Genomic DNA, 12,259 nt, shown 5'->3' with positions numbered 1-12,259 from the left:
TGAGTCGCTCCCCATGAGCGCTCCCCGGCTGGAGCACGGTCCGGGCCAAGCGCGACCGCAGGCGCCGAGATGCGATGGAGCGCGATCTCCTCTGCACGCGCCCGCGCCCTCGCGAGGCATCGCGCCACAGGCCTGCTGCGAAGGAATATTTACAAAGTGCCTGTTGCCGGGGATCGCGACGCCAGAGGTGATGACCAGAAGGCCACAGGTGAGGCCGCAACGCGGTTCAGCTCTGGGCGCATCGTGAGCCGCGTCGATCGCGGATCACTGGGTCGCTCGCCTGTCTGGCCTTTTCGTCGCGCCGGTTGGCCGCTTGCCCGGTTTCCTGGCCCGCAGGGGTCGCCCGCCCGCCTGTGCGGCCTCACGGGTCGCAGGGGCCGCCCGCCCGTACGGCCTGGCGGGCGAGCTGCTCCGCATCGCGTCCGGCGCGGAGCGCCCCCTCGGGCACGTCCGCCGATATGTCGGGCGGGCGGCCCGCGAGACCCCGCGCGAGGTAGATGAGGATGGACGCGGTCCCCCAGGCCAGCGCGAACGCGACGCCCGCATCGACGATGGCGCGGTACGGCGGGGACATCCGCCGGACAAGCAGGATGAGCGCCACGATGCCCGCGACGAGCACCCACGTCGCGATCAGCCGGCGGCGCGTCGTGTGGAAGAGCGCCATGCAGTAGAGCGGCGCCAGCGCCACGTGCAGCGGCCGACGATGCTCAGCGAGGTAGAGCGCGCGCGCGACCACCCGCGGCGAAAAGCGCTGTTGGAAGCCGCGATATCCCTCGAAATAGGCGATCACGACCGTCCAGGCCGCAAGAAGGAAGAGCTGGCCTGTCGTGAGCTCGTGGGCTGTCAGGAGGCGAGCCGCCGTGGAGCCGAGCCGGTAGATCGCCTCGACCAGGACGGCGACGACGCCGAGGACACCCCAGAGGACGATGGCGAGACGACGCCGAGGCTCGCGGGCGGGCGAGCTCATCGCACCCACGCCGGATCGAGGGGCCTCACGGCCGTGGACCGCGAGCCGTCTGCCGCGTGCGCGGACGATCGCGTCGGACGGTGCGCCGGGCAGCCGAATCGCCGCATGCCCTCGCCATGCTAGGAGAGGAGCGGGGCACGTCAACCGGAACTTCGCAGGGCGGAGGGCGGCCCGCGGTGTCCTGCCGGCTGCGTGGTTGCGGTTCGTTCGGCGGCCGTCCGGCGGTAGCATCGCTGCCCCATGCCGATCGCCGACCGCTCCGCGCCGGGCGCGCCGCCCGCCCCGGCGCGGGCCCTCCCGCCCCACCCGCACGCGCTGCGCTCGCCGCTCGCCCCGTTCACCGCGCGCCTGCGCGACCTGCTCTCGACCGTCGAGTCCGCGGCGCTCCTCGGCGCGGTCGAGGCGCGCGTGCGCGGGCTCGGGGAGCACCTGCGCTTCGCCTGCCTCGCGATGCCGTGCTCGGAGGCGCTCGTGGCGCTCGAGATGGAGGCGCTCGGGCGGCTCACGGTGCCCGTGGTTGCCAACGCCGGCGGGTACCGCACGGCGGGCGCGGAGCTGTCGCCGAGCGGCACCCCGTTCGCCTACCTGCTCGGCGGCGGCGGGGGGCACGCGGTGGCGCTGGGCGACGGCGACCCGATGATCGCGCCGCTCCGGCCGCTTCTGGCCGCGGCGCCGGTTGTAGCAATTTTTGTGCCGATTCGCGTCGGCGCGGCGACTGTGGGCGGCGCAGCGCTGTTCTCGCACGATGCGGCCCTGGGAGGGCGGGAGCTCGACATGGCCGAGCGACTCGCCGAGGTACTCGCGCTCACCGTGGAGTCGTTCCGCACCGAACGGATCGTCTTCGAGCTCTTCGCCCGCGCGATGCCAGACCTTCTCGAGCAGGCGCCATGCCAGGTTGGGGCTGCGAGCCCGAACCAGGTTGGGGCTGCGAGCCCGAACCAGGTTGGGGCTGCGAGCCCGAACCAGGTTGGGGCTGCGAGCCCGAACCAGGTTGGGGCTGCGAGCCCGAACCAGGTTGGGGCTGCGAGCCCGAACCAGGTTGGGGCTGCGAGCCCGAACCAGGTTGGGGCGCCGGGCCCTGGTCAGCCGCTTCAGGAAGAAGCGGCCCCACCGCCGACCTCGCTTCGCGCCGCCCTGGAGCGGCACATCCATGCGCTCCGCCTCACGCCCGAGTACCGCCGCCGCCTGGAGCTCGCCGCGGTGGTGGGGAGGCTCGCCGAGCACGGCGAGGTCGAGGCTCGCCTCGCCCTCGACCTCCTCGCGCGGATCGACGCCTACGCGCGCGGCGGCAGCGTACAGGGGCCGCTCGGCGAGGGGGAGGGGAGCGCAGCGTGACAGCGCCCTCTCCGGTTCGTCCGGGCGGCGAGCTCCTCCGAGACGCCGCGCGTCCGGACGCGCGGCGCGGCGCGGGCGTACGCGTCGCGCTGGTCGACTCCGGCGTCGACGGCGCGCACCCCGCGCTGCGCTCGGCGGCGCTGCGCCACGTCGCGCTGTGCAGCCGCGGAGCGGTGCACGAGGTCGCGCCGTGCGCGCCAGGAGACGTCAGCGGGCACGGGACGGCGTGCGCGGGCATCGTCCACCGCATGGCGCCCGGCGCCGAGATCACGAGCGTCCGCGCGCTCGGCGAGGACGGACGATGCTCCCGCGACGGGCTCATCGCGGCGCTGCGCTTCTGCGTGCGCGAGCGCTTCTCCGTGGTCAACCTGAGCCTCGGCATCGACATCCCAAAGAGCGCGCCGCTCCGCCCCGGCGACTACCGGTCCCTCGTCGAGCTCTACGAGGTCGCCGACGCGGCCTACACGGCAGAGGTCGTGCTCGTGGCCGCCGGCCCGAACGCGGCGGCGTTCCGCACCTACCCGGGGCGCTTCAAGTCGCTGATCGGCGTCGGTCGAGGGCCCTTCCAGGACCCGGAGGCGCTGCAGAGCGAGCTCACGCACGACCACGAGATCCTCGCGCCCGGCAACGAGGTGCTCGCGCCCGCGCCCGGCGGCGGCGAGCGGCGCTGGACCGGGACCTCGTTCGCGGCGCCCCACGTGACCGCGCACGTCGCACGGATCCGCGCCGCCCGGCCGGAGCTCTCGATCGAGGCGGTGAAGGCGGCGCTGCACGAGCTCGCGCGCGGGGCGGGAAGCGGGGCGGGGAGGAGCGCGGAGGAGGGCGCGACGGAGGTCGGCGCTGGCGCCGCGGCGGCGGAAGGCGGCGCCGCGCCCGGGCGCGCGGCCGCGGAGGCGCCGGAGGATGGCCGTGCGCCCGCTTGACCCGCTCGACGGCGTGTCGCCCCTCTCGCGGCTCCTCCAGAGCGCGTCGGGCGCCGAGGTTCGCGCCGAGCTCGATCGCATCGAGGCGCTCCTCGGGGAGGCCGGCGCTCCTGCGGCGGCGGAGGCCGGCGCTCCTGCGGCGGCGGAGGCCGGCGCTCCTGCGGCGGCGCCGGCCGCTCCGCCGCTTCCAGGAGGCCCGCTCCTCGCCGCGGCGCTCGGCTTCGGGCGGGGCGCGCTCGCGCTGCGCGAGGGCGCGCTGGACGCCGCGGTCCGGCTCCTCGACGGCGCCGCCGCGGCGTTCGATGCGCAAGGGGCGGCCGAGGCCCGGGACCTCGCCCGGTGCGAGGCGGTGCTCGCGCGCCTGCGCCGCGACGCGCGGTCGGCTTGCGCCTCCGCCGTCGCGGAGCTCAATGCCATCGCGGGTGCAGGCGATGGCGGTCGCCGCGCGGCGGTCGTGGCCGCCCATTACCGCGCCACGGCGGAGCGGATCGCCGGCGACGCGGCGGCCGCGCAGCGCACGCTGCTGTCGGCGCTGCGCGGATCGGAGCCGTTCCTCGACGAGCGGGCGCAGATCCTGAACTCGCTGGGGACGCTTTATGTGACCCTCGGCGCCCACGGGGCGGCCGAGGCGTTGCTGGAGCACGCGGCCGAGCTCCACCGCCGCCGGGGAGACGCCGTGGGCGAGGCGATCGCGTACGGTCAGCTCGGCGCGGCGGCGCTCGGCCTCGGCGCCCTCGAGCGCGCTCGCGCGGCGCTCCAGCGGCAAGAGTGGCTGTGCGCGCGCCTCGGCGATGCGTTCGGCCGCGCCCGCGCGCTCACGTTCCTCTCGGAGCTGGCGCTCGAGCTCGGACGCGCCGACGACGCTCTCGCGCTCGCGACCTCGGCCCGCGACGTCGCGGCGGGCGCCACGCCGCCGCTGCGGACCTGGATTGCCTATGCGGCGCGGGCGATGGGGCGCGCGCGGCGGGATCTTGGCGATCCCGGCGCCGCGGTGGCGCTCGAGGAGGCGGGGGCGCTGTTCCGGGAGCTCGGTCATCCGCTCGGGGAGGCGCTCGCCGCCTGGGACCGCGCCTCGGCCGAGGCGCTCGCGCCCGTGAGGTCCACAACCCCGGTCGCGCCGGTGCAGCCCGCAACCCCGGTCGACTGGTTCTCCGCCGCCTGGGCGCTCGGCTCGCTGGGGCTGCCGTCCCGCGTGGCGCAGCTCCTCCGCGAGCGGATGGAGATTGAGGAGGCCGCGCCCGCACCGCGGATGGCGAACGGCGGGCCGGCGTCGGATGGCGGGATCCGTGAGCGAGCTCTCGCCGCGGCGGCGCAGACTTCGCCGCACGTGGCCGTGCAGCGCGAAGTCGAGCTCGTCTACGACCGGCCGGATGACCTCACCGTGGTTGCCGCGCGCAGGACCGCGGCGCACCGCAACCTGGGTCGCCTCGCAGCGCTGACCCTCGCCCCGCCAGGTCTCGTCGTCGCCGCAATCGCAGCCTCGGGCCTTGGCGTCCGCGGCCTCGTGCTCCCGTCCGAGCGCGCGGCAGCCGCCTGCATCGCCCATCTGCCCGGGCTCGCTGTCTGGCTCTGGCCGTCCGCCATCGCGCCCGCCGCCATCGGCAGCGATCTCGCCGACCTGCGCACGGCGCTCGGCGAGCCGCTGCGCGCCGCGCTCGCGCTCGCGCCGGCCGGACGCGTGGTCTGCCCGCCCTTCGCGGGCGACGTCGGCGCCGAGCTCGAAGCCGTCGAGGTCGGCGCCCTGCTGGCATTGACAGAGTCGCTCGCACAGGGCGAGCTGCGTCTGGATGCACAGCTGGGCTGGAACGGGGAGGTCGGCGCGAGCGTTGAGGCCTTGGGGTTCGTCCTCACGCGCTGAGAGCGTCGGCAGCCACGCTCGCGCCGTGGAACGTGCGCATCCACCACGTCCCTATCGGGAAGACGACACTGCGTATACCGGCACGCCAGCGTTCGAGCGCCGCTCGGTATGACGCGCGAAATGCCCGTACGGCGTCACTGGCGCTTCTCCACGCATCACCCTGATTGCGGCCCACCGCGAACGTCGGATTGCGCTCGCGTAGTGCTTCCGTGCTCGTGGCCCGCTCGTAAGGGGAGACCTTGCTGGCTCGCTCGGCGCCCAGAGCGTGGAGTCCCTGCTGCTGCGCCTTGGCATGTGCCTGCGCTTCCTGTCGCTCGAGCTCGGCGGCGACATCGCGGCGAAATCCTTCCGCGCTGTCCTGCTCTATGGTTGGGGGCAGCGCGAGCGGGAGCGTGGTTTCCTCGGGCCACTGTGGGTTCTCCGGATCGAGGTATACCGAGGGCCGAACCGCGTGCAGGACGCCGCGGCCGAGCTCGCGCACGTCCACCTTGGCGCCCGGCCATTGGTGCGCATGCCGGACGAGGCCGGCGGCCACGGGGTTTGCGAGGACGTACGCGATCTTCTCTACCAATGCTGCGCGGGTCAGCAGCCGTACCGCGCTTGTGGGCTCGTGGTCCCACACCGGCCCTTCCCATGCGCGTATCACCTTCGTCCCGAGCGCGGCGATCCGATGGAAGAACTGCAGGAAGCGCGGCAGAACGCCATTGACGTCGGTCACGATGAGGTGAAGATGCGTTGACATCGCGCAGAGTGCATGGACCTCGATGCCGTAGCGGCGGCTCGAGACGGCGAGGGCGTAGACCAAGAGCTGGGTGATGGCTGCGTCTGGGCGGAGCAGGTGATGCCGGCGCAGGATGCGGCGGGTGATCAGGTAGGTGGCGCCGGGGATGATCGCGCGGGGCTGGCTCATGGCCGTCGCACATTAACAAATGCTGTGCCAGCGTTCTGGTGCCGGATTTTAAGAGATCGGCGTGCGTCGGGGGGTGGCGGCCGCCAGGTTCTCCGCCACTTGGGCCACCCCAACCTGGGTCGGTTTAGTTCGTCCCCAACCTGGGTCGGTTTAGTTCATCCCCAACGTGGGTCGGTTCATCCCCAACCTGGATCGGCTCAGTTCATTCCCAACGTGGGTCGGTTCATTCCACTTGGGTCGGGTCATTCCGGTTATCCCCCTCACCTTACTGCGATGCCCTGCGCGCCGCTCCCAGGCACCAACTCACCTGCCTCGCCTCGCGGGAGCAGGCTTCCGTCGCGGCTCACCTGGAATGCCGCGATCGTCCCGGTCCCGGCATTAAGGGTATACAGAAATCGCCCGTCGCGCGTCATCGTGAGGTCGATCGGCGCCGTTCCGGCGGGGAACGACGCCGACACGCCGCTGTCGAGCAGCGTCAGCGTGCCGCGCGCGTCGACCTGAAGCCCGGAGACCGTGTCGCTGCCCGTGTTGGCCGTGAAGACATACCGGCTCCCAGGCGCGCTGGCGATCCAGCAGGTCGCCCGTTGGAAGGTGTCGACCGTGTCGCTGATGACGGCGAGGCTGCCATCCGCGCGGATGCCGTACGAGGACACCGCGCTCGTGTCGCCGGTCGCCGGCACGCCGTCGCCGCCGACCTCCGCCACGATGAGGTGTCCGCGCCGGTCGAAGGCGAAATCGAACGGGACGAGACCTCTGGAGATCGTCGTGACCGGAGCGTCGCTGGGCAAGCCGCGGCCGCTCATAGGGAACACGTGGATCTGGTTCGACCCCTTGCCCGCCACCACCAGCACCTCCCCGTCGGGAGAGAACCCGATCTGACCCGGCGTCGCACCGAGCGACGGCGGAATCGTGCCGCCGAGCCCGAGATCGCGGATCGACCCCTTCATCGGGACAAGCTCGCCGCACGGCTCCACCTCGAAGCCGGCGATGTTGCCGTCGCCACCCACGTTGAGGACATAGAGCAGGTCGCCGTGCGACGCGACGCTGACCGGAAAGTCGCCGCCCGAGTCAACCACGTCGAGCAGCGTCAGGCCGTGCGGCCCCACCCGGAACATCGACACCTCGTTGCTGCCCGCGTTCACGGCGAACAGCAGCTTTCCGTCCTCGCTGAGGACGAGCGACCCCTGCGAGCCGAGCGGGTTGATCGGCCGGTTCGGCGCGCCGAGCCCCCCGGTCGCGTACGTGCCTGCGTACGCGAGCGAGCCGTCCGCGGCCCGGTCATACGCCACCACGGCATTGCCATCTCCGGCGTTGGTCATCACGAAGACTTGGCCGTGCCGGTGGACGCCGGCGCCGTGCGCCATGGCGTCGTCGGGCGCGCTCGCGGTGAAGATCCCCAAGCTCAGGGCCGTGATGCTCATCGTGCTGCGAAACATGAGAAAGCTCCTGGGAATGGCGCCGTGAACCCAGCGGCGCGGGCTTGTCGGTGGGTCGATCGTCGAGGCGCATCTCCGTCCTGACGACAGCGCAGGACGCGCCCCGAGCGCCCGGGGCGCGCGTCGCTGCGTGCTCCGTCGGGCGGGGTCATCCGCTGCTACGCGGACGCCCCTCCGCGGTTTCGCGGCTACCTCGACCGGCCCGCTCCGGCGCGCCTCTGCCCCTCACCCGGGCGACGCTCCGCCTGCGCGCGCGCCGCCCGCTGCGGCGTGGCCGACACGCGCTCGTGGCCCCGCCTCTTGCGGCGGCGGACGGACGACCGCTCCACCGTGGTTGAGGTCAGCGCTGTGGTTGGCCGCTCCACCGTGGTTGAGGTCAGCGCCGTGGTTGATCGCTCCACCGTGGTTGAGGTCAGCGCGGCCGCCCGGAGGTCAGCGCGGACGCCCGGAGGTCAGCGCGGCCGCCCGGAGGTCAGCGCGGCCGCCCGGAGGTCAGCGCGGCCGCCCGCCGTCGCTGCCGGAAGGCTGGATGCGCCGGACGGCCATCATGAGCAGGTAGCGGTCCGGAGCGCCGGGCAGGTACCGCTCCAGGTGGAGCTCCCCGGGTCGGAAGTCGAGCCCGTGCAGCAAGCGGAACACGCGGTGCGCGGCCTCCTCGTCCCGCGCGGTGCACTCCAGGGTCGCGAACACGGTCGGCGGTACGTCCTGGCGCCGCGCCCCCGGCGGCAGCCGCCGGCCAGGTCGGATCCGGAACCCGACCTCGCCATGAAGCTCACCGTCCTTGAGGTCGAGCGTGCGGACGTACCCGCTGGTCAGGACCGGAACGCGCCGGCGCGCCAGCTCCCGCTTGCGCGCCGCCACGTCCGCGCGAAAGGGCAGCGGGCCCTCCGGCGCTGTCGCCGGGAACCAGACCAGCACCGAGCGCTCCTTCCAGTGCTCGAGGTGCATCGGCAGCTGCGACGACGTCACCCCCCGCAGGTACTGATCCGCGATCTCGAGCGACAGCAGGCGGGCCGTCATCTCCTGCTGCCACGTCGCGAGCATCGTCTCCCGCGCCCGGCCGCTCAGGCGGAGGAACTCGCGGATCGCCGCGATGGGGATCCCCGCCGCCCGCAGGCTGCTGATGCAGCGGGCTTCCTCCACCTGCCCGGGCGCATAGGCGCGGTAGCCGTTCGCGCGCCGGCCGGCCGGCAGCAGGAGGCCCTTGCGCTCATAGAAGCGAAGCGCGCTCGGCGACAGGCCGCTGCGATCCGCGAACTGGGAAATCGTGAGCATGCGGCGGATTTCTCCTTGAGCTTCAACCTGGTTCAAGGTGCAGGGTTCGAGCGTCGCTTCCAAGGACTTCCAAGGAGAAGAGCCCATGAACGTTTCCGTCGTGACCCGGGACGAGCTCCGGCTGGCCGGCATCAAGGTGGTGGGCCGCCGCAGTGAGCTCAGCCACCGGGTGCCCCTTGCGTGGCTGGAGCTCGTCGACCGCCTCGACGCCGTCCCCCACCTGGTGGACCGGAGCGTGCTTTACGGCGCCTTCCCGGAGAGCGACCACCGGAAGGCGAGCCACGACGGCGTCTACACCTACTGGGTATGCGTCGAGGTGAGCGCCGGCGGGGCGCTCCCGGAGGGCGTGCTGCCGCTGGTGCTCCCGGCGCAGACCTACGCGGTCGCCCGGGTCGAGGGGACCGCGGAGGCCATCGAGGCGGCCTACCTGGGGTTGTCGCGCTGGATCGAGGCCCAGGGCAAGCGCGTCGACGCGCAGGCCTGGTGCCTCGAGCGGTACGACGAGCGGCGGCAGAAGGTGACGCCGCCCTACGAGCGGTTCGACTACGACGTATGGAAGCCGCTGCACGGATGACGCGCCGAAACCCACGCGTCACGCCGGTTGCGCGTCACGCGTTGCTCGATCGCGCAAGCGCCGGCATACCACGAGGCGCGCGTTCCTGTAGACCTTGGAGACGCGCGGCGTGGACGACCCGCGAGCGCGACGCGGCGATCGCGTGCGCTCGACGGCGCCCTCGCTCGGATCCAGGGCGAACGACGCTTCGGCGGGGCGTGGGCACCTGGCATCCCGGATGCTTGGACGTCCAGGAGACGATCTCGAACGACCCTCCATCCTCGAACGGGGCTCTCGCCATGTCCGCTCTGAACCCGCAGCGCACTGGAACCCTCGACGCACGCCGGCCCGCTCGCGCCTCCGAGCACGACGGAGCGGACTGCCTCCGGGACGAGTTCCTCACGCTCGCATCGCATGAGCTAAAGACGCCGCTGACCTCGCTCGCGCTGCAGGTGCAGCGGATGAAGCGCATGAGCGAGCGGCAGGCAGAGGACGCGTCGACGTGGGTCGCCTCGCTCGAGGTCGTCGGCCGCCAGGTCAACCGGCTCGCCCGGCTCTGCGACGACATGCTCCAGGCGATCTCGCTCCGAGCAGGCCAGCTCGCGCCCGAGCGCCAGAGCGTCGATCTCGTGGCGCTCGTCCGGGAGGTGGTCGCCGGGCTCCCGGTCGAGCTCCGCGCCTCGTCCGCCGCCATCTCGGTCGACGCGCCCGAGGGCGTCGTCGGCCTCTGGGACCGCGAGCAGATCGGGCGACTCGTGTTCCACCTGGTCAAGAACGCCATCACGTTCGGCGAAGACCGGCCGGTCTCCGTCGAGGTCAAGGCCTCTCCCGGCGGGGCGCAGCTCCTCGTCCGCGACCGTGGCACGGGCATCGCGGAGGAGGACCAGGAGCGCATCTTCGCGTGCTTCGAGCGCGCGGGCGACGTCGAGCACTTCGGTGGCCTCGGGCTCGGGCTCTACATCGCGCGCGAGATCGTGCACGCCCACGGCGGTCGCATCGGCGTCGAGAGCGCCGTGGGCCGAGGCTCGACGTTCGTCGTCGACCTCCCCCTCTAACCCCGCCCGAAGGCCAGCCGAGCGTCGCGCGCGCGAGCCGCGAGCGCCCGCCGCGCGGAACGCGCAGCGACGGGAGGCCCTGGGCGGCCGGCCCGACCGGCAGGCCGCCCAGGTCCCGCGCTACGGATCGCCGGGCGGCGCGTACCCGAGCCGCTTGATCCCGAGCGCCTTCAGCTTGTAGACGAGCGTGCGCAGCGGCATGCCGAGCGCGCGCGCCGCCTCCGTCTGGTTCCCGCCCGCCTTGCGCAGCGCCTGGACGATCAACTCGGCCTCGCAGCGCTGGAGCCGCGCCTTCAGGAAATCGGCGCCCGGCGGCGCGGACGTGAGCTCCTCGCCGTCGCACGGCAGGTCGCGGTCCACCGCCGGCGCGGCCGGGGGCGCCGCCCGCGCGCGCTCGGGCAGATCCTCCTCCGCGATCCACTCGCCCTCGGCGATGACCACCGCCCGCTCGATCGCGTTCCGCAGCTCCCGCGCGTTCCCCGGCCACGCGTATGCCCGGAGGCGCGCGACCGACCCGGCGTCGAAGCCGCGAATGGAGCGGCCGTTCGCCTGGTTCGCCTGATCGAGGAAGCGGCGCGCGAGCGGCTCGATGTCCTCCGGTCGCGCCCGGAGCGGGGGGATCGTCACCGTCATCGCGTTCAGGCGGTACAGGAGATCGCTGCGGAACGCGGCGGACGCGCACATGGCCTCGATGTCGCGGTGGGTCGCCGCGATCACGCGCGCGTCGACGTCGATCGGCTTGTTCGAGCCGACACGGGTCACCTGCCGGGTCTCCAGGACGCGCAGGAGCGCGGCCTGCGCCGAGGCCGGCAGCTCGCCGATCTCGTCGAGGAAGACCGTCCCCCCGTCCGCCGCCTCGAACACCCCCCGCTGCTGCTGCCACGCGCCCGTGAACGCGCCGCGCTCGTGGCCGAAGAGCGCGCTCTCGACGAGGTGCTGCGGGATCGCCCCGCAGTTGACGCACACCATCGGCTTCCCGCTCCGCGGGCCGCGGTCGTGGATCGCGCGCGCCACCACCTCCTTGCCCGTCCCCGTCTCCCCCAGCAAAAGCACCGGGATCGACGATCGCGAGACCCGCGTGACGATCTCGAAGACGCGCCGCATCGCGGGGCTCACGACGACGGGATCGGTGTTCGGGGCGCCCGCGTGGCTCTTCCACGCCCCGCCCGGCGCCGACCGCACGGGCTGATCCTCCGTCGCGCTGCGCACCGCGTTCCAGCATCGATAGAGCAGGTCCTCCGCCACGGTCCCCGCGTCGGGGAACATCGCGAAGCCCGAGAGCACGACCGGCGCCCCGTCCGCGCCCGGCGCGGCGAGCGCGCGCGCCACATCGAGCGCCGCGTCGGCCCCGGCCTCGGGGAGCAGCGCCGCCACCACGTCGGAGCTGTACAGGGCGATCCGGTCCACGGGGCGCAGCAGCGCCCGCACGCGCGGGAACAGGTGGCTCACGTGACCGCCCTGCTGGCGCGCGGGCCGGGCCATGACGATGGCGAAGCTCCGCCCGAAGAACCGCGCGCGCCTCACCTCCTCCTCGAGGGCGACGCGGAGCTGCTCGTGGCTCATCAGGCCCGGCAGCTCGCCCTCGGCCGCCGTGATCGAGCGGACGGCGACGACCACCTTGCCGAGGATCACCTCGTCACCCGGCTTCGCCTCGCCGCGCGCGACGCGCGCCCCGCCGAGCCAGGTGCCGTTGGTCGAGCGCAGATCCTCGATGAGGACGCTGTCGCCGGACACGGTGAAGCGGGCGTGCTCGCGCGAGAGGCTGACGTCGCGGATCTGGACCTGCGACGGCGGCGCGCGGCCGATGACGACCGACGCGCTCGGCCGCAGCACCACGCGCTCGGCGCCGTCGCGGTGATACACGAGCAGGGCCACGCGCCGGTCATCCTGCCTGACACGCTGGATCGCATCGATGAAGCTGCTCGACAGCGGCGTCGTTTCCATGCC

The 12,259-nt window shown here is 73.3% G+C and carries 10 protein-coding genes; 5 read left to right on the top strand and 5 right to left on the bottom strand.

All coding sequences use genetic code 11. The features are described from left to right. Nucleotides 1-361: 361 nt before the first annotated feature. Nucleotides 362-967, bottom strand: a complete 606-nt coding sequence (locus NQZ70_RS32860; protein WP_129577760.1) for a hypothetical protein — start codon at nt 965-967, stop codon at nt 362-364. 240 nt (nt 968-1,207) lie between these two features. Between NQZ70_RS32860 and NQZ70_RS32855 the strand changes: the two genes are divergently transcribed. The 3 genes from NQZ70_RS32855 to NQZ70_RS32845 are packed head-to-tail and all read left to right on the top strand — an operon-like array spanning nt 1,208 to nt 5,083. After that, nucleotides 1,208-2,302 (top strand): hypothetical protein, encoded by a 1,095-nt coding sequence (locus tag NQZ70_RS32855; RefSeq protein WP_237244253.1) that lies wholly within the window; start codon nt 1,208-1,210, stop codon nt 2,300-2,302. Next, complete coding sequence (locus tag NQZ70_RS32850; RefSeq protein ID WP_129577759.1) at nt 2,299-3,225, top strand: S8 family serine peptidase; 927 nt, start codon at nt 2,299-2,301, stop codon at nt 3,223-3,225. Before NQZ70_RS32855 ends, NQZ70_RS32850 begins: the two co-directional genes overlap by 4 nt. Further along, on the top strand, nt 3,212-5,083 hold the full coding sequence (locus NQZ70_RS32845; RefSeq protein WP_129577758.1) for a hypothetical protein: 1,872 nt from the start codon (nt 3,212-3,214) through the stop codon (nt 5,081-5,083). The genes NQZ70_RS32850 and NQZ70_RS32845 overlap by 14 nt, the downstream gene beginning before the upstream one ends. Here the strand turns inward: NQZ70_RS32845 and NQZ70_RS32840 are convergent. From NQZ70_RS32840 to NQZ70_RS32830, 3 genes are all read right to left on the bottom strand, one after another. Next, nucleotides 5,073-5,993, bottom strand: a complete 921-nt coding sequence (locus NQZ70_RS32840) for a transposase (RefSeq protein ID WP_129577757.1) — start codon at nt 5,991-5,993, stop codon at nt 5,073-5,075. The two genes, NQZ70_RS32845 and NQZ70_RS32840, sit on opposite strands and share 11 nt — an antisense overlap. Before the next feature lie 260 nt (nt 5,994-6,253). Then, a complete protein-coding gene (locus NQZ70_RS32835) occupies nt 6,254-7,429 on the bottom strand; it encodes a beta-propeller fold lactonase family protein (protein WP_129577756.1) in 1,176 nt (391 codons plus the stop codon). Nucleotides 7,430-7,921: 492 nt separating this feature from the next. Then, nucleotides 7,922-8,704 (bottom strand): MerR family transcriptional regulator, encoded by a 783-nt coding sequence (locus NQZ70_RS32830; RefSeq protein WP_129577755.1) that lies wholly within the window; start codon nt 8,702-8,704, stop codon nt 7,922-7,924. Nucleotides 8,705-8,789: 85 nt separating this feature from the next. Here NQZ70_RS32830 and NQZ70_RS32825 point away from each other — a divergent pair, with 85 nt between their 5' ends. Next, on the top strand, nt 8,790-9,278 hold the full coding sequence (locus NQZ70_RS32825; protein WP_129577754.1) for a GyrI-like domain-containing protein: 489 nt from the start codon (nt 8,790-8,792) through the stop codon (nt 9,276-9,278). Between the two features lie 278 nt (nt 9,279-9,556). Next, entirely contained in the window at nt 9,557-10,312 is a 756-nt protein-coding gene (locus tag NQZ70_RS32820) for a sensor histidine kinase KdpD (protein WP_237244252.1), read from the top strand. A 120-nt stretch (nt 10,313-10,432) separates the two neighbouring features. Here the strand turns inward: NQZ70_RS32820 and NQZ70_RS32815 are convergent, their stop codons facing one another. Further along, nucleotides 10,433-12,256: a sigma 54-interacting transcriptional regulator gene (locus tag NQZ70_RS32815; protein WP_129577752.1), complete on the bottom strand. Its 1,824-nt coding sequence runs from the start codon at nt 12,254-12,256 to the stop codon at nt 10,433-10,435. Nucleotides 12,257-12,259: the final 3 nt, after the last annotated feature.

The organism is Sorangium sp. So ce836, assembly GCF_028553905.1.
In the GTDB taxonomy this organism is placed as follows: domain Bacteria; phylum Myxococcota_A; class Polyangia; order Polyangiales; family Polyangiaceae; genus Sorangium; species Sorangium cellulosum_D.
This window is presented reverse-complemented; position numbering and strand designations above follow the sequence as displayed.